The sequence below is a fragment of the Ruegeria sp. AM4 genome (assembly GCF_056540665.1).
The window spans coordinates 876534-897744 of record NZ_JBQFXD010000001.1; the positions used below are offsets into that span (position 1 = coordinate 876534).

Here is a 21211-nt window from a genome sequence, read left to right on the forward strand (position 1 = left end):
AACCGACCGTTAACCCTGTTTCAGCAAACCTGCCGAACGTTGGTACTGGCAGGGTTTGCGTATGGTTGATCTGAATTTGCAGCGGCTGAAATCGGCTAAGCCGGTTCCTGGGCCGCAGTCGCGCAAACCTTTGGGGGCCTGTCTGGTTGATCGGGGGATCATCACGCGGCGACAGCTGGTGCGGGCATTACAGATGCAGGCCCAGCAGAAAGCGCCGCTCGGGGAAATACTAGTGGCCGAAGGATGGGCTAGCCGTCAGGACGTACTGGCGGCTCTGTCCGATCAGAGTGGTTGGCAAATTGCCGATCTTGAAAAGGCCCCTCCGACCCCCGAACTGTGCGAGTTGAAACCAGTGAGCTTCTGGTTGGAACACAACGTGGTGCCCTGGCTACGGATGGGGCCATTGCTGTTGGTGGCGACCGCGCGACCGGATGAGTTTTCCAACGTTTCCAAAGCCCTGCGTGATTGCGGCCTGACCGTGGTGCCGGTTCTGGCTGGAACTGAACAGATCGACGCTGCGATTGCCCGATGTCATTCTGGACAACTTGCAAAATCCGCAGAAACACGCGTCGAGCCCTTGCAAAGTTGCCGCAACTGGAGGGCAGGATCGCAGCTACGGGCGGCCTCGGTTGTGCTGGCCCTGTGCGCCGCTGCCGCCACGGCGCCAAAGATCGGGCTGGCCGTCCTGTTCTGGGCTGCTGTCGTGACACTCTCGCTTTTCATGGTTTTTCGCGTCTTTGGCTCGGCCGTGACACTGCTTAACTGGAGGTCGGGCACCACCGAACGCGACGACCGACCGACCCGCCTGCCCTGTATCTCGATCATGGTGCCGCTCTACAAGGAGCGCGAAATTGCTGACGCGCTGATCACGCGGTTGCGGCGGTTGAGCTATCCCAAAGCTCTGCTCGATGTCATTTTGGTGCTGGAAGAGAGCGACGATGTCACGCGCAAGGCGCTGGCGCGGGTAGACCTTCCCAGCTGGATACGCGCAATCGAGGTGCCTGAACGCGGCACCCTGACCACCAAACCTCGTGCCATGAACTATGCGCTGGATTTCTGCCGGGGTGAAATCGTTGGGGTCTGGGATGCCGAAGACGCGCCGGTTCCCGATCAGCTTGAAACTGTCGCGCAAAAATTCGAGCAGGTACCGGAGGAGGTCGTCTGCCTTCAGGGTGTACTGGACTACTATAATCCGCGCACCAACTGGCGGTCGCGCTGTTTTACGATCGAATATAGCGGTTGGTTTCGCGTGATCCTGCCCGGGATTGCACGGTTGGGCCTGGTTGTGCCCCTAGGGGGCACGACTTTCTTTTTCCGGCGCGACAAGTTGTTGGAACTGGGCGGATGGGATGCGCATAACGTGACCGAGGACGCCGATCTGGGCGTGCGGTTGTGTCGGGCGGGTTACCGCACCGACATCGTGAACACCACCACTTATGAAGAGGCCAACTTTCGCGCCTGGCCGTGGGTGAAGCAACGCTCGCGCTGGCTCAAAGGGTTTATGGTGACCTATCTCGTGCATATGCGCACCCCGCTGCGCTTGTTGCAACAACTTGGGATCAAACGGTTTCTGGGTGTGCAGGCATTTTTTCTGGGCACACTTGGGCAATTCCTGTTGGCCCCGGTGCTTTGGACCTTCTGGCTGGCCACGTTTGGCCTGCCTCATCCATTCGATGGCGAGGTCGCTGACAGCATTCTGACGCCTTGCCTTTATCTTTTCATCGCGGCCGAGATCGCGAATATTCTGGTAGGCTCGCTTGGCGTTGCCGCAGGGAACAGGCGTTTCCTGATCCCCTGGACGCCGACCATGGCTCTGTATTTCCCGCTTGGCGTGCTGGCAGCCTACAAGGCATTATGGGAGCTCTTGGTGGCCCCGTTCTACTGGGACAAAACCCAGCATGGACATGCTGAAGAGGAAGATCTGGCGGTCTGATCCGGCCTACTTTTCGCGCTGAACAGCGTCCTGCTTCAGCCGCGTCATGAATGCGACCGAAATGTGCTCTTTCAGGGCTTTGTCGGCTGCGTCCTCATCGCGCGCCGCGATAGCCTCGACAATCCCTTTGTGCTCGCTTTGGGCAATCTCGCCGCGCCCTTGCACCGCAAGCGAGGTCGTTGCCATCAATGCCATGGTGCGATGAACCAGATCCAATTGCTGCACCAGGTAACGGTTGTGAGAGGCCAGATGAATCTGTTCGTGAAAGCGACGGTTCGCGCGCGACAAAGCGGTCGGGTCATTCACCAACGCGTCATCAGCGGCAACCATCTCTTGCAGCACCTTGATTTCTTCGGGTGTTGCGTGGCGTGCGGCCAGTCGCGCGGCCAACCCCTCCAACTCGCGTCGCACCACATACAGCTCGGCCATCTGGTTGTGATCCAGCGACGCCACGATCAGCGACCGACCGTCCCGTTCCAGCAGCGATTGGGTCTCGAGTCGTTGCAGCGCTTCGCGAATAGGCGTGCGTGAAACGCCGAACCGCTCGGCCAGCTCGCTTTCGACGAGACGATCACCGGGTTTGTACACCCCCACGTCGATGGCTTCGAGTATCAGGCTATAGGCATCCGTGTGGGACTGTCTGGATTGGGGCATGGGATGTGTTTACTCCTCGTTCGGACATGTCTATCCGCCGAAACGGACCGCAATCAAGTGCGACCGTTGAAAACCTCGCGCGCGCGGCTTACACCCGGGATCATGGTTAAACCGGCTTTTGCACATGTCACCCAATGGGTGTTCGATCTGGACAACACACTTTATCCGCCACACATGCAATTGTTCGATCAGATCGAAGTTCTGATGACGGACTATGTGGTGCAGGCAATCGGCGTGGAACGGTCCGAGGCGGACAGGCTACGCTCGCACTATTGGCGGGAATACGGAACCACTCTGGCCGGGTTGATGGCCGAGCATGATCTGGACCCCGACCCCTATCTGCATGCGGTGCATCAGGTCGACATGAGCCATATGGAGCCCGACGCGGAACTGGCCGATCACATCCGTGCCCTGCCCGGACGGCGCATCGTCTACACCAACGGCTCGGCCCCGTATGCAGAACGTGTTCTGGCGGCGCGCGGTCTGACCGGGCTGTTTGACGCGATCTACGGTGTGGAGCATGCGGGGTACCGACCCAAGCCCGAACGGGCGGCCTTTGAGACTATCTTTGCGCAAGATGGTATCGAGGCAGAAAAAGCCGCCATGTTCGAGGATGACCCTCGCAATCTGGCAGCCCCGCATCAGATGGGGATGCGCACGGTTCACGTCGCACCCGACCCGCACAGCGCCGATCACATCCACCATCACACAGACGATCTAACCGCCTTTTTGGCTCAGCTGCGGTAGGCTGTCACACTGCGACGATCCGCACATTCTGCATGCGCAGCATCAACCCTATATGCCCGTTAGCGACGAACAGAGCCGGAGGCATCATGGCCACGATCGAAATACCCAGGCGTCTGCCCATCTGGCAGCGCCTTGTTTTTGCAGTCCCCCTCTTTGGTTGGATGGCACGGGATGTGGCGGACGGCGAACCCGAAGATCTGGGCTATACAGCCGCGGCTATTTTTAGCATGTGGGGTTGTTCAGCGCTGCTTTTTGGTCTGCCCGGGCTATACCTGCCAGCGCTGGCCATGGTGCCGGTGATGTTCCTGATCCTCATCCTGATTTCGCGCGGCTGAAAACGGGACAGGATGTCACTTGGCGGATGCGGCAAAAGCAAACTAGGGTCTGCGTAAGACGGAGAAAAGCGCCATGACCGACAGTTGTGATATCCTTGTGTCCGGCGGTGGTATCGCGGGGCTGACCGCCGCCGCGGCCTTCGGTGCTGCAGGTTATGATGTGATCTGCGTCGACCCGACGCCTCCGGTGACAGAGCGAGACGTTGACGGGTCGGACATGCGCACCACCGCGTTTCTGCAACCGGCCCGCGCATTGCTTGATCAATGCGGTCTTTGGCAACGGCTTGAGTCTGACGCTGCACCGCTTCAGATCATGCGCATCGTCGACGCTGGCGGAGATGTACCAGAGCCGCGTGTCGTGCGCGATTTCAATGCCGCCGATATCTCGGACCAGCCATTTGGTTGGAACCTGCCGAACTGGTTGCTGAGACGGGAAATGGTCGCCCGCCTTGCGGAGTTGCCTAGCGTCGACTTTCGACCCGGTGTCGGCACGGTCAGCCTGTTCACCCGGACCGCCGAGGCGCGCGTTGGGTTGAGCGATGGCAGCCGGGTCCGTTGCAAGCTGGTGATCGCTGCGGACGGCCGCGCATCCCCGATGCGCGAAGCCGCCGGGATCGCCGCCCACACCATCCGGTATGGTCAAAAGGCGCTTGCTTTCGCGGTTACGCACCCGATCGCCCACGACAACGTCTCGACCGAGATCCACCGGTCCGGGGGCCCCTTCACGCTGGTTCCGCTGCCTGATTGGCAGGGGCAGCCCTCGTCAGCCATTGTCTGGATGGAACGCGGCCCGCGGGCGGTTGAACTGTTGAACCTCGACGCGACGGCGTTCGAGGACGCAATGACCGAACGGTCCTGCGGGCTTTTTGGGCCGCTAAAACTCGCTTCACGCCGGACGATCTGGCCGATCATAACCCAATCCGCCGAGCGGTTGTCAGGAGAACGTATCGCACTGATGGCAGAGGCTGCTCATGTGGTGCCCCCGATCGGGGCGCAGGGGTTGAACATGTCGCTTGGCGATCTGCGCTGCCTGTTGGACTTGGCGCAGGCAAAACCTGATGGTTTGGGCGAGATGCAGATGCTGGATGCCTATCACAAGGCCCGCCACACCGACATCGCGCTAAGGGTCAAAGGGATCGATCTGCTGAACCGCGCCTCAATGATCGAAGCGCGGCCTTTGCGGGATGCGCGGGCGATGGGGCTGAACGCGCTCTATTCTATGCCGCCCGTGCGCAAGACGTTGATGCAGATGGGTCTTGGCGTGCGATAGACCGTTGAGCGGGCTTCCGCCCGCCACCTGGTCAAAGCACCTGGTCCAGAACCCGCGTCAAACGCGCGATGGTGCCATCAACATCATACAGCTTGTCCAGACCAAACAGGCCCAGACGGAAGGTGCTGAAGCCTTCCGGCTCGTCACACTGCAGCGGCACACCTGCAGCGATCTGCGTCCCGAGGGCTGCGAACTTCTTGCCGTTCTGCACCTCGGGATCCGAAGTGTAGCTGACCACGACGCCCGGTGCGCCGAACCCGTCCGCTGCAACCGAAACGATACCCCGCTCCCGCAACAGCGCCCGAACGCCATCGCCCAGTGCCCATTGCGCCTCGCGCAGTTTTTCGAACCCGTAGTCGCGCGTTTCGATCATCGTGTCGCGGAAGGCGCGCAGCGAATCCGTCGGCATCGTTGCGTGGTAGGCGTGACCACCGTTTTCATACGCCTGCATGATCTGCCGCCATTTCTTCAGATCGATGGCAAAGCTGTCCGATTCTGTCTCGGCCAGCTTGGCCTCGGCGCGTTCCGACAGCATGACCAGTCCGGCGCAGGGCGTAGCGCTCCACCCTTTTTGCGGGGCCGAGATCAGGACGTCCACGCCAGTCGCCCTCATATCGATCCAAGCGCAGCCCGAAGCAATGCAGTCCAGCACCATCAGCGCGCCGACCTCGTGCGCAGCGGCCGCCATTGCAGTCACATAGTCGTCGGGCAGAATCACTCCGGCTGATGTTTCGACATGCGGTGCAAAGACGATATCCGGGCGTTCCGCCCGGATTGTTTCCACCACCTCATCAATCGGCGCAGGCGCAAATGGTGACGGGCTGGAATTGCCGGTTTGCCGCGCTTTCAGCACCGTCGACGAGGCGGTCAGCCCTCCGGCCTCGAAAATCTGGCTCCATCGATAGGAAAACCACCCGTTCCGCACGACAACCGCCTTTGCACCGCGCGCAAATTGTCGTGCAACGGCCTCCATCCCGAAGGTGCCGCCACCGGGCACAATCGCAACCCCCTCAGCGCAATAAACGTCGCGCAGCATGTCCGAGATATCGCGCATCACCTGCTGAAAGCCGGCTGACATGTGATTGAGTGAACGGTCGGTAAACACGACCGAAAACTCCTCGAGACCATCGGGGTCAACGGTGTTCAACAAAGCTGGCATGATCTGTCCTCTCCTTGGCTGAATCGTTTCTGCACTGTCTTGACGCAACGGTAAAGCCGCAAAGAAATGCGACCAACTGACCTAACGGAAAGAGCAACCCAAGGTTTTATTTTAAAACTCCCCATGCAACAAATGGACGAAATGACGCCAACCAGTGTCACCATCTCTTTACACCGTGACGTGTTTCTGAGCAGATACGCTGACTTTGAGTAAGAAGGATATTACCGCCAGTGGCTTCGCAAAAGCGGATCAGTTTTCAAGTAGTAAGAGATGAAGTCAAACGCAGGATCGAGTCGCGCATCTGGCCGCAAGGGTCTTTGCTTCCGACCGAGACCCAATTGGCAGAGGAATTCAACTGTGCCAGAGCGACGGTGAACCGCGCCCTGCGCGAGCTGGCCGATCAAGGCTTTGTCGAGCGCAAACGCAAAAGCGGGACGCGCGTCACCAAGGAACCGCAGAAACAGGCCAAGCTAGAAATTTCGCTGGCCCGGCAGGCAGTCGAAAAGCAGAACTCGGCCTATCGCTACGCTTTGGTCGAACGCAAAGTCGTCTACAGCCCGGGCTGGCTGACGTCACAGTTGAATGTCGAACCCGATGCGCGGGTCCTGCATGTGATCTGTATGCACTACGCCGACAATCGACCTTTCCAACTGGAAGAACGCTGGATCAACATCGGTGCCGTCCCCGAGGTCGAGCATGCCGACCTGAACAATAGCGGTCCGCACGAATGGTTGCTAAGCGCTGCACCCTTTACCGAAGCGGAAATCTCGTTCTGCGCGGTATCCGCTGACGGACGTTTGGCCGAATTCATGGGCACCACGACCGGGACTTCCATGATACAGCTCGAACGGACGACGTGGCGTGACGGCACACCGATGACATTTGCCCGCATGACGCATCACCCGGGATACTGCATCCGGTCCAGGTACTGATACCGGCCTATCCGATCGGTCCCGGAAGGCGTTCTTCGCTCAGCAGCACGTTGGCCTCGACGTCACCCGCCCCTGGTAAGGTCATGATCCGACGCCGCAACACGCGCTCGAAATCCGAGAGATCGCGCGCAACCACCCGCAGGCGATAGTCGTAAAGCCCCAGCACATGCTCGACGGTCTGAACCTCGGGAATGGCGCTTACGGCGCGTTCAAAATCTTCAAGGCTGACATGCCCTTTGCGGGCCAGCTTGACCCCTAGAAACACGGTGACGCCAAAACCCAGCGCCTCGGCATTCAGCCGCAGGCGACGACCTTTGAGGATGCCTGCCTGCTCCAGCCTGCGAATGCGCCGCCATGTAGCGGGCTGAGATAGCCCAAAACGCCGCCCCAGCGCCCCGGCACTTTGCGTCGCGTCTTGGGCCAGCGCGCGCAAAATCTTGCGGTCGATTTCGTCCAATTCGGTCATACCGGCAGCCCCTCGTCGTGCTTGACCCGTGCGATATGCATCAGGGCCTCGATATCGGCGATATGGGGCAGCGTCAGAATGCGATCGCGATAGACCTGCTGATAATGCGCCATATCCCGCGCCAGAACCGACAGGCGCACATCCACTCGTCCCAGAAAAGTCTGAATCTCGATGACCTCGGCCACGCTTCGGACCGCGGCAGTAAACTCGTCAAAGGCGCGCGGTTGAGTCTTGTCCAGCGTGACACGCAGGGAAACCTCAACCGCATAGCCAAGCGCGGCCCAGTCGATCACCGCCTCTTGCCCCTCAATGATCCCGGCCGCCTGCATCTTTTCGATCCGCCGCCAACAGACGCCCGGACTTATGCGGCATCGTTCCGCCAGTTCTGCGGCCGACAGGCTGGGTTCGGCCTGAAAATGGCGCAGGATACGCCGATCAAGATCATCGAGCATGATTTTCACATTTTTTTCTTCATTGAAGAATTAATCTTCGCCTTTTTCCCAAATACCCAATTCTACAACACTCGCCAATACCCATTCACCCAGATAAAACCACCGCAATTGAAACAGAAAGGACCGGCAAAATGCGCGTCTATTACGATCGCGATTGCGACATCAACCTGATCAAAGACAAAAAAGTGGCTATCCTGGGCTATGGCTCGCAAGGCCACGCCCATGCGCTGAACCTGCGCGACTCGGGCGCCAAGAACCTGGTCATCGCCCTGCGCGAAGGTTCGCCTTCGGCCAAGAAAGCCGAAGCCGAAGGTCTGCAGGTCATGGGTATCGCCGAAGCGGCAGCCTGGTGCGACGTGATCATGTTCACCATGCCCGACGAATTGCAGGCCGAGACCTACAAGAAATACGTCCACGACAACATCAAGCCAGGCGCTGCCATCGCATTTGCCCACGGCCTGAATGTCCACTTCGGCCTGATCGAGCCAAAGGAAGGCGTCGACGTCATCATGATGGCCCCCAAAGGCCCCGGTCACACGGTGCGCGGCGAATACACCAAAGGCGGCGGCGTGCCCTGCCTGGTCGCCGTTCACAACGACGCAACCGGCAAAGCGCTGGAAATCGGGCTGTCCTATTGCTCGGCCATCGGTGGTGGACGCTCGGGCATCATCGAAACCAACTTCCGCGAAGAATGTGAAACCGACCTGTTCGGTGAACAGGCGGTTCTCTGTGGTGGTCTGGTCGAATTGATCCGCTGCGGCTTTGAAACTCTGGTCGAGGCAGGCTACGCGCCCGAAATGGCCTATTTCGAGTGTCTGCACGAGGTGAAGCTGATCGTTGACCTGATCTATGAAGGCGGCATCGCCAACATGGATTACTCGATCTCGAACACGGCTGAGTACGGCCAGTACGTCACCGGCCCGCGTATCCTGAAATACGACGAAACCAAAGCGCGGATGAAAGCCGTTCTGGACGACATCCAGCAGGGTAAATTCGTCCGCGACTTCATGCTTGAAAACGCCGTTGGTCAGCCGACCATTAAAGCGTCGCGTCGCGCCAATGACGAGCACATGATCGAAGAAACCGGCGCCAAGCTGCGTGGCATGATGCCATGGATTTCGGCCGGTAAGATGGTCGACAAAGAAAAGAACTAAACCTGACTTCAGTCAGTGAACGGGCGGCCTCGGTGGCCGCCCTTTTTCATGCGGTGACCGCGTTCGCGAAACACTGCCCCAGCACAAAATCCCACCCGGAATCGTACCCGCTGCGTTTGTCCGGGGCGTCGCTGGCCCAGAATTCCCAACCTGAATGCGTCAACGTCACCGTTGCCTGCCCAGCCCCATTATCTTCGAAAGCGACGTCCACGCGGGTTGGTTTGTCAGCGTTGGTCCCCGGATGCCAGGTAAAAGCCAAACGGTGCCCGACATCGAATTCCAACACCTTCCCCCAATCGGCGCGTGTTCCGTCGAACATTGTCTCGTAGATCGCCCCGCCGACCCGAGGTTCGATAACCACAGCAAGCGCTGGCTTGCCTTTCGATGCCGAAACAGCATGACCGTCCAGAGGCCACCATTTCGCGATCCGATTGACGAAGATATCAAAGGCGCGCCGTCCGGAGGCATTGACGATCACAGTCTTAACAATTGGCTCGGTCATTGGCCCCCCCCCTTCGTTAACTTCTTCGGCAAAGCTGTTCATGACATCGGACCAATACTGATCCAGCCAGGCGCGCAGTTCTGCCAACCCTTCTGGTCTTACGGCATAGATCCGTCGCGCGCCTTCTGCTTGGCTCATGACCAAACCCGCGTCAGATAGCACCTTCAGGTGCTGCGACACTGCAGGTCGGCTGACAGGCAATTCGGCGGCAATTTCGCCCACTGCCCGAGGCTTGCCTGCCAATACCTCAAACACCCGTCTTCGGGTTGGATCTGCCAGAGCTGAAAATGCCAATTCGTAAGTCATTACTTACCGTAAGTGAACACTTACAATAAGTCAATATCACCGCGTGACTCTGATCACGACGCGGGATAAGGGGATGAAATGATTCAACAACCCAACCAACGCGACTGGGCCGGTGTCTTCTCGCTCGGCTTGATCTGGGGTGCCACATTCATGGTGGTTGCCTTAGCGCTAGAAGGCTATGGGCCGGTGACCGTCGCAACAGCTCGGACCACATTGGGTGCGCTCACTTTGCTGCTATTGATGCAGGCGACGGGGCGTCGGCTGCCAAGCCTCGACACCTCGCTATGGGTATCAATCCTTTTCATCGGGTCCCTGTCGACCGCGCTGCCCTTCATGTTACTGAGCTGGGGCCAACAATATGTGCCGTCTGCTTTTGCGGGCCTTTCGATGGCTGCGGTACCTCTGATGGTGCTGCCACTTGCGCATTTCTTTTCGGACGAACCGCTGAATCTGCGTCGCCTTGTTGGTGTGCTATTTGGCTTTTCCGGTGCGTTGGTGCTGATTGGGCCAGGTCTTGCTCAATTGGGTCAGGGCGCGGTTCCACTGGCACAGCTGGCCTGCATCGGGGCTGCGCTCTGCTATGCCTGCTCGTCAATTCTGACCCGACGCTGCCCACCGATTGACCCGGTAACACTGGCCGCCTTGTCGCTGGTTGTCGGGGCGGCAATCCTGCTACCCATAATGCTGATCACCGAAGGAGTCCCAACTTGGCAAGACACCCGCTCTAGCCTCGCCATCATAGTTCTGGGCCTGATACCAACCGCGTTTGCAACACTGCTTCGCGTATCTGTCATCCGCAGCGCCGGGTCGGTCTTCATGAACCTCGTCAATTACCAGGTACCCATCTGGTCCATGGTTTTCGGCGCCTGGGTTCTGTCCGAGGCGCTGCCGCTGCGGTTCTACATCGCTTTGATCATGATCCTGACCGGTTTAGCCATCAGCCAATGGTTCAGCCTGCGAAAAATGCTGATCGGACGCTAACCGGCTGCCGCCTCGACCTCGGCCACGATGCCGTCGACCACCTGCAGCAACAGCGCATCATCCTCGCACTCGGCCATGACGCGGATCAGCGGCTCGGTCCCGGATTTGCGGATCAGCAGGCGGCCTTGCCCGCTCAGACGTGCTTCGGCATCAACAATCGCCGCCTGTACGTTAGCCGCTTCGAGCGGCAATTGACCCGCCTGATAGCGCACATTCTTCAGCAGTTGCGGCACGGTTTCGAACTGCCGCGCAAGTTCCGAGGCTTTGCGCCCGGTCAAAACCATCTCGGACAGGAAATGCAGACCAGCCATCAGACCGTCTCCGGTGGTGGCATAGTCGCTCATCACGATATGGCCGGATTGCTCACCACCCAGGTTAAAGCCCCCCTCGCGCATCCGCTCGACCACATAGCGGTCGCCCACAGCCGTCCGTTCAAGACGCAAGCCCTGCCCGGTCAGGTGCCGTTCCAGCCCAAGGTTTGACATCACCGTTGCAACCAGCGCCCCACCCTTCAACTGATCGGCCCGCGACCATGCGCCGGCCAGCAGCGCCATCAATTGATCGCCATCGGCCACCTGCCCGTTTTCGTCGATCACAACGACGCGATCCGCGTCACCGTCCAGACAAATGCCCACATCCGCACCATGCGAGACCACGGTTTCCGCCGCCACACGCGGTTTGGTCGATCCGCAATCCAGATTGATGTTCTTACCGTTCGGAGAGATACCAACCGGGATCACTTCAGCACCAAGCTCCCACAGAACTTCGGGCGCTGTGCGGTGGGCTGCGCCGTTGGCGCAGTCGACCACCACTTTCAGGCCATCAAAGCGCACCTGACGCGGCAGCGACGATTTCACCCGTTCACCATAGCGAAAACGGGCGTCATCCACCCGACGGGCACGGCCAATGTTCTGAGCCTGCGCCGGGCTGACACCCTGCTCGATCAGTTGTTCGATCTCAGCTTCCGCCTGATCGGACAGCTTGTATCCGTCGGGCCCGAAGAATTTGATGCCGTTATCTTCGGCCGGATTGTGGCTGGCCGAGATCATGACGCCCAAATCAGCGCGCATCGACCGAGTCATCAATCCAACCGCAGGGGTCGGCACCGGTCCCAGCAGCAGCACGTTCATTCCGGTTGAGGTCAGCCCGGCCGTCAGAGCGTTCTCGAGCATATACCCTGACAGGCGCGTATCCTTGCCGATCACCACCCGGTGCACGCCCGAGGCGTCGCGGCGGAAATACCGCCCCACTGCGGCACCGATGCGCAACGCCATTTCCGCCGTCATCGGGTGCGTGTTGGCGGTGCCTCGCACCCCATCGGTTCCGAACAGCTTGCGCATGTGTAGATCTCCTGAAACTTCTTTCGAACCGATTACCGGACAGCAGCCCACAGACGCAAGGCCTGAGCAGTCTCAGCGACATCATGTACACGAAGGATCTGCACGCCTTGCGACAGGCCCGACAAAGCAACCGCAATCGATCCGGGCGCGCGCGCGTCCTTGCGTGGCTCTTTGCCGATCTGCCCAATCAAACCCTTCCGGGATACGCCCAGCAGAATTGGGCAACCCAAACCGTGAAACAGGCTGAGATTGCGCAGAAGCGCAAGATTATGCGCCTCGGTCTTGCCGAAACCGATACCGGGATCGACGATGATCATGTCCCTTGGCAGGCCAAGCGAAACCAGCTTTGCGATCTGACCTTCAAGAAAATCAAAGACGTCCAAAACCACATCATCATATTGTGGATCATCCTGCATCGTCGCGGGGTCACCCTGCATATGCATCACGCAGACAGGCACTTTGGTTTCGGCACAAAACGGGGCCAGATACGCGTCGAAGGTGAAGCCCGAGACATCGTTGATCAAGCCCGCGCCGGCCTCGTGCGCAACCTGAGCGACAGCGGCTTTCCGCGTGTCGATCGAAATCAGCGCGTTAGTTTCGGCCTGGATCGCCTCGATCAGTGGCTGCGTTCTTGCGATCTCTTCTTTCTCATGGACCAGCGTTGCACCCGGGCGCGTCGATTCTCCGCCGATATCCAAGATGCTGGCACCTTGCGCAACCATGTCTCTGGCCGCCGCCAGTGCGACATCAACCGAATTATGAACACCGCCGTCTGAAAAGCTGTCCGGAGTGGCGTTCAAGATGCCCATGATTTGCGAGGTTGCCATGTCAAGGCCAGCGATGGCCGCGCGCGGCGCTGTCAATCTTGTTAAGGTTTCCGGCGGAACCTCTTGTGCGGAAACAATTTCTGCGGATCCTTGGCGGGCAAGAGCTTCGACATGGGTGAACCACAATTCCTGCCCCGCCAGCGGCATCGCACCGGCAGGCCTGTTTGGCCCATGTTGAACCAATGGCCGGTAATATGTGGTCACAGCTTGGCCTGCGCTGTGGAAACCGCACGCAGGGGCGTTTTCGGCGCATCGGGCAACTCGCCTCCGATCACCAGCATCTCGCTGGCCTCGAACGTCGCCGCAAACCACGCCGCCAGCGCCACAGCATCAGACGGAGCAGCGGACGGGCCATCCACCGCATCCAGAACGATTTTCGACGGGGCCCAGACGCAGATCTGACCGTTCTTCATCGCCCAATCCAGTTCGGTCCGCGTCGAGACCACAACACAACGGTGATCGCGCGCGGCCAGAACCCAGGCATTCTGCTCGATCGCCAAAAGGTCAATCCGGCGCTGCGTCATCGCATGTCCTGTTTGCGGAACGCCCATATCCGCCGCGCCAACGCAGAGGATCAGGGGGCGCTGACGATTTTCCAACTGGTCAATCCAGCCGGTCAGATTGTCCGATGCGATGGCGGAGTTGGACAGAAAAACCAAACGCGGATGCGGACGCTCCTCCTCGGTGACCTCGGCGTGAACCGCGTCTTTGCCACGCACGATCTCGACACCCAGAGCACCCGGCCCACGATCCAGTTTTTCGATGCGAACAAAGGCCCTTACAGCCTGCGGCTCAAGCAATATCCGTTCCGCCACGCGGTCCGCCAGCGTTTCCAACAGGTTCAATCGCTCGGCGGCCAGCTCATAGGCAATCGCTTCGGTCACACGGTCATAGGACAGAATACGATCAACATCATCGTCTATCGGATCGGTCAGGGGGCGAACCTCGACCACGATATTGAAACAGATACGCTGCGTGGTGCCGCGCTCGGCCTGAAACGCACCAATCTCGACATCAACGATGTGGTCGCGCAACGAGATGCGATCCAACGGACCGCGCGTGGCTGTCGCCTCCGAACGTTCGGATGGATGCGCGAAGGCAAGACGAATCTCAGAACTCATGGGTCGGGCCCTTTGCCAACATGAAGAGTTCACCCAATTTAGGTGTCCCGAGGGCCTATAGCATCGCGACAAGCGCCATTCTACCCGCCGAATGCGGCGTCACGCGCGACATTCGGCCGGTTCTCAGTTGCTGGCGGTGCGGTAATTGTGGCGATAGAAGATATGAACGCCGATCCGGGCGGTTTCTTTGTACACCCGCGACCAGGACGGCCGCACTGCCTTGGTGTGGTAGTGCGTTGCACCAGACGTCATCTCATCACTCACGCCGTCAATTGCAGCGCGGGCCACCTTGGCCACACGTTCATAGGCGCGTTTTTCGTGGATGACTTCTTTCTTACCGTCGCAGGTATAGGTGAACTGGCATTGGTATTTCTTGCCGGTTCCCTGATTGATCACGCCACACAGCGAATTAGGAAAGCGAGAGCTGTCGACGCGATTCAGGATCACCTCGGCAACAGCAAACTGACCACGGATGCTTTCACCGCGCGCTTCGAAATACAGCGCTTCGGCCAGGCAGCGAAAATGTTCGTCCCCTGATGCCTTGGGCAGCTGATCCAGCCAGGCTTTCGTGTAAGAGATTTCGACCGGTTCCGGCGCTTTACGCGGCTTGAACAGCTTCAGATAGTCGCGAAAGCTCTGCGCCGGAAGTTCATTCCGGGCGACCAGTTCATTTTTCGTGGTTTCGACACCCCGCCTCTCGGCAGCGGACAGACTCGGCAGCACGGTTGCCGCCGCTAAGGCAACAGCCACTATGTAGCGTTTCATCAGATAACCTCGCACAGGCACACAAACGCGCCAAACCCTCCCCCGGCGGGCGCGAGGAGGCTGATACCCGATACGAGGGCAAACGTCCAGTTTTGTGGAAAACGCAAGAGGAATCTTGCGCAGGCGCTCAAAAAACTTTGGCCACCATTCCATCCCAAACCCACTATTTCTAGGGCTTTGAGGCTAAGTCAACCCCCAAGTTTGGAGGAAATCGCCAGTTGAGCGGCAGATAGCCGAGCGACGGGTACCCGGAAGGGTGAGCACGAGACATAGTCGAATCCAAGCGCGCGGCAGATGGCGATTGATTCGGGGTTTCCCCCATGCTCGCCACAAACAGAAAGTGTAACGTCTGGTTGTGCTTGGCGCCCGCGCTCAGCCCCCAGTTTCAACAGCTCACCGACGCCATCCGCGTCAAGGACGTGAAACGGATCTTCGTTGAAGACACCCAGCCGAACATAAGCGGACATGAACCGCCCAGCGTCATCGCGCGACAGCCCATAGGTCATCTGCGTCAGATCGTTGGTGCCAAAGCTCAGAAACGCCGAATGCGGCGCGATCTCGTCGGCGCGCATGCAGGCGCGCGGGGTTTCCACCATCACGCCCAGCCGATAATTGATCTCTTGCCCTTTTTCCGAGGCGACTTCGGCGGCGACCGTATCTATGCGCGCCTTGACCAGTTCGACCTCTCGCTTGGCGGATACCAGCGGGATCATCACCTCGGGCACAACGGGTGCACCGTCCTTGCTGGCCTCAAGCGTTGCTTCAAAAATCGCACGCGCCTGCATGTCGTAGATCTCTGGCACGGTGACACCCAGTCGGACCCCGCGCAAACCCAGCATCGGGTTGTATTCGCTCATGGCGTCCACGCGGCGTTCGACATCGGACACCGGCAGGTCCAGCGCTTCGGCCAGCTCGCGTTGGCCAGTGCGAGTGGTCGGCAGAAACTCGTGCAACGGCGGATCGAACAGGCGGATACAGACCGGCTGACCCTCCATGATGCGGAAGAGTTGTACGAAATCCTGCCGCTGCATTGGCAGCAGGCGTTCCAAAACAGCAGCCCGGCCCGATGGTGTTTGCGCAAAGATCATCTCGCGCATCACAGTCAGGCGACCGGGATCAAAGAACATATGCTCGGTGCGGCACAATCCGATTCCCTGCGCCTGAAAGTTCCGCGCGGTCTGCGCGTCGGCGGGGGTGTCGGCATTTGCGCGAATGGCAATGTCGCGCTCGGCATCGGCCCAGGACATAAGGGTTTGAAAACAATCGTCCAATGCCGCCTCAAGCATTGCGGGTTGCCCCGCCAAGACCTGACCGGATGACCCGTCGATCGTCAGAGTATCACCTGTTTTGAAGGTGCGCCCATCCGGCGCCGTCAGCAGCTTTTTCTTGGTCTGAAACCGCATCTCTGACGCGCCGACGATACAGGGCAGCCCCAGACCGCGTCCAATCACGGCGGCGTGGCTGGTCATGCCGCCCTTTTCCGTCAGAACCGCCACGGCGGCGTGCATCCCGCGCACATCTTCGGGTGAGGTTTCACGGCGCACCAGAATGCACGGCTCGCCCCGCGCCGCGCTGGCTTGCGCCTCGGCTGCGGTGAAAACGACGCGCCCGGTTGCAGCCCCGGGGCTTGCGGCAATGCCGGTTGTCAGCACGTCGCGCTTGGCATCCGGGTGAACCTGACGGTGCAGCAATTCGTTCAAAGAATGCGGGTCGATCCGCATGACCGCCTCTTGCTGCGGGATGATGCCATCCTCGGCCAGCCGTACCGCAATCCGCATTGATGCACGAGAGCCGCGCGGAACCCGAACTCCGTCCAGAATATGCACATGGCCATTTTCGATCACGAATTCGACCTGCATTTCCTCCCGCAGCTTTTCGCGCATCAGGGCGGCATGCGCTTTGAGCTCGTCAAATGCCTCGGGGGCCACATCTTCCAGCGACTGCCCGCGGGGATCCTTTTCCAGATAGAGGGCCGAGACCCCCTCACCTAGCGCATCGCGCCCCTGACTCTGGCTTAGATAACGGCCGGTGATCTGCGGCATACCGGTGGCCGGATCAACCAGTTGCAACACGCCCGATCCGCACTCGCCCTGCCCAACGCCCGGGATCATCTCTTGGATCACCAGGCCCAGACCGGCATCCGCAGGCGCACCCTTGGCCTGCCGCAGCAGCCGGGCCGAGGTTCCGTCCCACGCACGCGCCATCGACCGCAGCACTCCGATCAGTTGCTCGCCCCGATCCTGGGGGAAGGCTTCGTCGGTTTCGTCCTCATAGGCGCGCAAGGACAGGCTCAGCCCCTCGCGCCCGTCCGCCTCGATATCGTCGAACACATCAGGGTCCAGACGGGCCACATGCATCGCATAGCTTTGCACAAACCTCAGATACAACGCTGCCGCCGCATCGCGACCCATCTCGGCAGACACATCCAAATAGCGCGCGTCGTTCATCCCGATGTTCAGAACCGCACCGGGGCCGCCCCAATCGGGGTCTTGCGAACTGGGACGCACGCACAACAACGACGACGGGTCGAACTGTTCAAGAATCGCGGCCATGTCCGGGAATTGACCGTTTGCAATCTGCTGCACGGCCTCAAACGACAGGGCTACCGTCCGGGGCACTGGCAATTCCAGCCGGGCCAGTCGTTGCAGGCACTTCGCCCGGCCACCATGCGTGTCGGCGGCAACAGGGGCGTCAGCGGTGATAAGCGTTGTATGCGGATTATTCTGCACTGCGGCACCTTTTGGTTTCACCGCAGCATAGGCACCTGCGCCCCTCACGCAAGGGCGTTATGGGCGCACAGGAACACGCGCGCCCTTGGATCAGCCCTCGATCCGGGTCAGATCGGCAACGCTGGAACAGACCTGACGGATCTGGCTGAGCAGGTTCAGACGGTTGCGCCGCAGGATGTCATTGTCGGTATTGACCTGCACATCCTCAAAAAACGCATCCACCGGTCCGCGCAACGTGGCCATTGCGGCCATGGCTGACGGGAAATCCTCGGCCTTCAAGGCCGGGTCGATCTTGGCCTTGGCCGCCGCCAGCGCCGCAAACAGAGCCTTTTCGCTGTCGGTTTCCGCTAACTTGATATCCGCGCCATAGGAGTATTCCACGCCATCCTTTTCCTCGGCCTGGGTCAGAATATTGTTGGCACGCTTGAAGCCCTGCACGAGGTTCTCGCCATCCTCGGTCGCAATCACCGCGTTCAGCGCGCGGGCGCGTTTGACCAGCAGGTTGAGGTCGTCATTCCCCTCCATCGCGATACAAGCATCGATGATGTCGTGACGGATGCCTTCTTCTCGGAGGAAGACCTTGAGGCGGTCGTGGAAGAAAGACAGGAGGTTTGCGTAGGTAATATGCGGTCCCCGCAAATCCTTATGATCAATTCCCAACTCAGCAAGCTCATCAAAAACGGCCTCATCCAATTTTGGAAGCTCGATTGACGCAACGAGCTTCAACGCTTCGTAGGTCTCAAAAAACTGATTGGGGTCGAAAATTTTCATTAGTACGCCATGAGTACCAAGTCCAAAGCCCAATACTCTCGCTAGTGGTAACCGTAGGTCGTTTTCGATAACCAACCGAATAACCCCCAACGCCGCGCGGCGCAGCGCAAACGGGTCTTTCGAGCCGGTCGGTTTCTCGCCGATCGCCCAGAACCCGGCCAGCGTGTCCAGCTTGTCGGCCAGCGCCACGGTTACCGACAGCGGCGCGGTCGGCACGTCATCCGACGGCCCCAGCGGCGAGTAATGCTCCTGCGCCACGGCGGCCACGGCAGCGTCTTCGCCCGCCGCTCCGATATAATACCGCCCCATAAGCCCTTGCAATTCCGGGAATTCATAAACCATCTCGGAATTCAGATCGGCCTTGGCCAGACGCGCGGCTTTCTCAGCTTGGTCCGCGTCAGCCCCAGTCACCGGGGCCAGTTCACGGGCCAGCGCGGCGATGCGGTCGATGCGTTCGGCCTGTGTGCCCAGCTTGTTGTGGAAGGTCACATTCTCAAGCGCACGGGTCCATTGGGCGATGTCCGATTTGGCGACGCGCAGGTCGTTCTCCCAGAAGAACTTGGCATCCGCCAGACGCGCGGACAGCACCTTTTGGTTCCCCGCGAGAATGGTCGCGCCATTGTCGGCGGTTTCGCGGTTCGCGACGGTGACAAAGCGTTCGATCCGCCCTGTCTTTGGGTTCTTCACGGAAAAGAACTTCTGGTGTTCCTTCATCGAGGTCTGCAGCACCTCGGGCGGCAATTCGAGGAATTCCTCGTCAATCTGCCCCATCAGCACCACCGGCCATTCGACCAGCCCGGCCACCTCGGCCAACAGGCCCTTGTCCTCGACAACCTCAAGCCCGGCGGCAAAGGCCATGTTCTGGGCGTCGTTCCAGATGTGCTCGGCGCGCTCTTCGGGCGACAGGACCACAAAGGCGCGCTTCAGCTTGGCCGCGTAATCGTCGAAAGACGTCACCGAGAACCGGTTCGGCGCCATAAAGCGATGACCTTCGGTCGTGTCGCCGGATTTGATCCCTTCAACATCCATCGGCACGACCTGCGCACCGGAGTCGTCAGACAGAATGCACAGGATCGAGTGCAACGGTCGCACCCAGCGCATGCCACCCCTGCCCCAGCGCATTGATTTGGGCCAGGGGAAGTTGCGGATCGTCGCTTCCAGAACCTCGGCCACGATCTCGGCAGCCGGGCGGCCGGGCTTTTCGATGGTGGCGAAATAGACCGCGCCTTTGGGCGTATCACGCTCTTCCAATTGATCCCGGGCCAGGCCCGCGCCGCGCAAAAAGCCCTCGATGGCTTTGTCCGGCGCGCCGACTTTGGGACCCTTGCGTTCTTCGCGGATCGTGGGACTTTCTGCCAGCAGCCCTTCGACCACCAGCGTCAGGCGACGCGGCGTGGTCAGAGCAGCAGCCCCGGCATAGGTCAGACCGCCCTCGACCAGACCGTCGGTGATCCGCTTTTTCAGGTCTTCGCCAGCGCGCGTCTGCATGCGCGCGGGGATTTCCTCGGAAAACAGTTCGATCAGCAGGTCGGGCATTTTCGGTCCTTAGAAATTGACGATCGTCTGGATGACGATGGCATTGGCGATATCCACAAAGAATGCGGATACAAGGGGCAGCACGATAAAGGCAATAGGCGACGGGCCATATCGCTTGGTTACGGCAGTCATATTTGCAATCGCGGTCGGGGTCGCGCCCAGAGCGAAACCGCCGAAGCCCGCAGCCAGCACAGCGGCGCGGTAGTTGGAGCCCATGACCGGGAACAGCACCCAGATGACAAAAACCAGCGCAAAGAGCGTTTGGGCCGTCATGATAACCACAATCGCAAGCCCAAGTTCCGCTATGGTCCACAATTGCAGGCTCATCAGCGACATGGCCAGAAAGGCACCCAGCGAAAACTCCGAGATCAGCGCCAACGATGGTGTCTGCGATACAGGAGGCCGATTGGGAACAAGCGCAGTGCGCAGATTTGCGATGACAATTCCCATGATCAGGCAGGGTACAAACAGCGGTAGCTTCAGCCCGGCAGCGCTGATGACTTCGCCCAGAAAATAACCCGCGATTATGGCGAGGTTCAGATACAGAAGCACCCGCATGATTGTCAGGTGGTCGATTTTGGTGTCCGCATCGGTCGGGTCGTTCGGTAGGCCGATCGTGTGTTCTTCGTTGGGACGCGACGGGCTGAGGTTGCGACCTTCGACCAGATACTTGGCAATCGGACCACCGATCAGCGCCGCCAGAACCAAACCCAGCGTCGCCACCGCAACGCCCAATTCGGTCGCGCCGTCCAACCCGGTAACTTCGGCCACTTCCGGCGCCCATGCAATTGCCGTTCCGTGCCCTCCGATCAATGCAGCAGAGCCAAACAGAACCCCGGCCTGCGCGGGGTATCCGAACAGCGACGCGCCAAATGCGCCCAATACGTTCTGGGCTATGATCGTGATCAGTGTCAGGATCAGAAGCAAAAACAGAGGCTTGCCGCCCGAAATCAAATCTGAGATTCGCGCGTTCAGACCGATGCCTGCAAAGAACACAACAAGCAGAAAGTCCCGGGTACCAAGCTCAAAAGACAACTCAATATCGAACACCAGATACAGCAGCAGCACGACCAGAGAGGCCAGCAACCCTCCGCTGACGGGTTCGGGAATGTTGAACTGCCGCAACGTGGCGACGCGCGCATTGATCTCGGCTCCCAGAAGGTAGACCGCGAACCCAAGCGTTGCGGTCAGAAAGTCTGGGATATGAACGGTTGCGGCGCTCATGCGGTCC

At 59.6% G+C, this 21211-nt stretch carries 19 protein-coding genes; 7 read left to right on the plus strand and 12 right to left on the minus strand.

All coding sequences use genetic code 11. From position 1 onward, the window contains the following. Positions 1-61 precede the first annotated feature (61 nt). A complete protein-coding gene (locus tag ACR0JA_RS04370; RefSeq protein WP_480570479.1) occupies positions 62-1933 on the plus strand; it encodes a glycosyltransferase family 2 protein in 1872 nt (623 codons plus the stop codon). A gap of 6 nt (positions 1934-1939) precedes the next feature. On the opposite strand, the gene ACR0JA_RS04375 is transcribed toward ACR0JA_RS04370, so the two are convergent. Next, on the minus strand, positions 1940-2587 hold the full coding sequence (locus ACR0JA_RS04375; RefSeq protein ID WP_480570482.1) for a GntR family transcriptional regulator: 648 nt from the start codon (positions 2585-2587) through the stop codon (positions 1940-1942). A 102-nt stretch (positions 2588-2689) separates the two neighbouring features. Here ACR0JA_RS04375 and ACR0JA_RS04380 point away from each other — a divergent pair, with 102 nt between their 5' ends. The 3 genes from ACR0JA_RS04380 to ACR0JA_RS04390 all read left to right on the plus strand — a co-directional run bounded on the left by ACR0JA_RS04380 (position 2690) and on the right by ACR0JA_RS04390 (position 4939). After that, positions 2690-3334, plus strand: coding sequence for a pyrimidine 5'-nucleotidase (locus ACR0JA_RS04380; protein WP_480571148.1), 645 nt, complete (start codon positions 2690-2692; stop codon positions 3332-3334). Positions 3335-3420: 86 nt separating this feature from the next. Then, the gene (locus ACR0JA_RS04385) at positions 3421-3669 is read left to right on the plus strand and encodes a hypothetical protein (RefSeq protein ID WP_480570485.1); all 249 of its coding nucleotides are present in this window, start codon (positions 3421-3423) and stop codon (positions 3667-3669) included. A gap of 73 nt (positions 3670-3742) precedes the next feature. Then, the gene (locus ACR0JA_RS04390; RefSeq protein ID WP_480570487.1) at positions 3743-4939 is read left to right on the plus strand and encodes a UbiH/UbiF family hydroxylase; all 1197 of its coding nucleotides are present in this window, start codon (positions 3743-3745) and stop codon (positions 4937-4939) included. Positions 4940-4970: 31 nt separating this feature from the next. Here the strand turns inward: ACR0JA_RS04390 and ACR0JA_RS04395 are convergent, their stop codons facing one another. Beyond that, on the minus strand, positions 4971-6098 hold the full coding sequence (locus ACR0JA_RS04395) for an aminotransferase class V-fold PLP-dependent enzyme (RefSeq protein ID WP_480570490.1): 1128 nt from the start codon (positions 6096-6098) through the stop codon (positions 4971-4973). A 230-nt stretch (positions 6099-6328) separates the two neighbouring features. Here ACR0JA_RS04395 and ACR0JA_RS04400 point away from each other — a divergent pair, with 230 nt between their 5' ends. Then, on the plus strand, positions 6329-7030 hold the full coding sequence (locus ACR0JA_RS04400) for a GntR family transcriptional regulator (protein WP_480570494.1): 702 nt from the start codon (positions 6329-6331) through the stop codon (positions 7028-7030). Positions 7031-7037: 7 nt separating this feature from the next. Here the strand turns inward: ACR0JA_RS04400 and ACR0JA_RS04405 are convergent, their stop codons facing one another. Next, positions 7038-7496 (minus strand): Lrp/AsnC family transcriptional regulator, encoded by a 459-nt coding sequence (locus ACR0JA_RS04405; protein ID WP_480570496.1) that lies wholly within the window; start codon positions 7494-7496, stop codon positions 7038-7040. Next, on the minus strand, positions 7493-7948 hold the full coding sequence (locus ACR0JA_RS04410; RefSeq protein WP_480570499.1) for an Lrp/AsnC family transcriptional regulator: 456 nt from the start codon (positions 7946-7948) through the stop codon (positions 7493-7495). Before ACR0JA_RS04410 ends, ACR0JA_RS04405 begins: the two co-directional genes overlap by 4 nt. A gap of 131 nt (positions 7949-8079) precedes the next feature. Here ACR0JA_RS04410 and ilvC point away from each other — a divergent pair, with 131 nt between their 5' ends. Further along, entirely contained in the window at positions 8080-9102 is a 1023-nt protein-coding gene (ilvC, locus tag ACR0JA_RS04415) for a ketol-acid reductoisomerase (protein WP_480570502.1), read from the plus strand. Between the two features lie 46 nt (positions 9103-9148). On the opposite strand, the gene ACR0JA_RS04420 is transcribed toward ilvC, so the two are convergent. After that, positions 9149-9910: an ArsR/SmtB family transcription factor gene (locus tag ACR0JA_RS04420; RefSeq protein ID WP_480570505.1), complete on the minus strand. Its 762-nt coding sequence runs from the start codon at positions 9908-9910 to the stop codon at positions 9149-9151. A gap of 78 nt (positions 9911-9988) precedes the next feature. Between ACR0JA_RS04420 and ACR0JA_RS04425 the strand changes: the two genes are divergently transcribed. After that, positions 9989-10891: a DMT family transporter gene (locus ACR0JA_RS04425; protein WP_480570508.1), complete on the plus strand. Its 903-nt coding sequence runs from the start codon at positions 9989-9991 to the stop codon at positions 10889-10891. On the opposite strand, the gene glmM is transcribed toward ACR0JA_RS04425, so the two are convergent. From glmM to gltS, 7 genes are all read right to left on the minus strand, one after another. Next, positions 10888-12231 (minus strand): phosphoglucosamine mutase, encoded by a 1344-nt coding sequence (gene glmM / locus ACR0JA_RS04430; protein WP_480570511.1) that lies wholly within the window; start codon positions 12229-12231, stop codon positions 10888-10890. The genes ACR0JA_RS04425 and glmM overlap by 4 nt on opposite strands. 32 nt (positions 12232-12263) lie before the next feature. Next, positions 12264-13262, minus strand: a complete 999-nt coding sequence (folP, locus tag ACR0JA_RS04435) for a dihydropteroate synthase (RefSeq protein WP_480570514.1) — start codon at positions 13260-13262, stop codon at positions 12264-12266. After that, positions 13259-14179 carry a dihydroneopterin aldolase gene (locus ACR0JA_RS04440; RefSeq protein WP_480570517.1) on the minus strand — a complete coding sequence of 307 codons (921 nt, stop codon included), beginning with the start codon at positions 14177-14179 and terminating at the stop codon, positions 13259-13261. The genes folP and ACR0JA_RS04440 overlap by 4 nt, the downstream gene beginning before the upstream one ends. A gap of 123 nt (positions 14180-14302) precedes the next feature. Next, a complete protein-coding gene (locus ACR0JA_RS04445) occupies positions 14303-14944 on the minus strand; it encodes a cell wall hydrolase (protein ID WP_480570520.1) in 642 nt (213 codons plus the stop codon). Between the two features lie 188 nt (positions 14945-15132). Continuing rightward, positions 15133-17694, minus strand: coding sequence for a putative PEP-binding protein (locus ACR0JA_RS04450; RefSeq protein ID WP_480570522.1), 2562 nt, complete (start codon positions 17692-17694; stop codon positions 15133-15135). A gap of 69 nt (positions 17695-17763) precedes the next feature. After that, the gene (gene glyS, locus ACR0JA_RS04455; protein ID WP_480570525.1) at positions 17764-19980 is read right to left on the minus strand and encodes a glycine--tRNA ligase subunit beta; all 2217 of its coding nucleotides are present in this window, start codon (positions 19978-19980) and stop codon (positions 17764-17766) included. Between the two features lie 9 nt (positions 19981-19989). After that, entirely contained in the window at positions 19990-21204 is a 1215-nt protein-coding gene (gltS, locus tag ACR0JA_RS04460; protein WP_480570528.1) for a sodium/glutamate symporter, read from the minus strand. Positions 21205-21211: the final 7 nt, after the last annotated feature.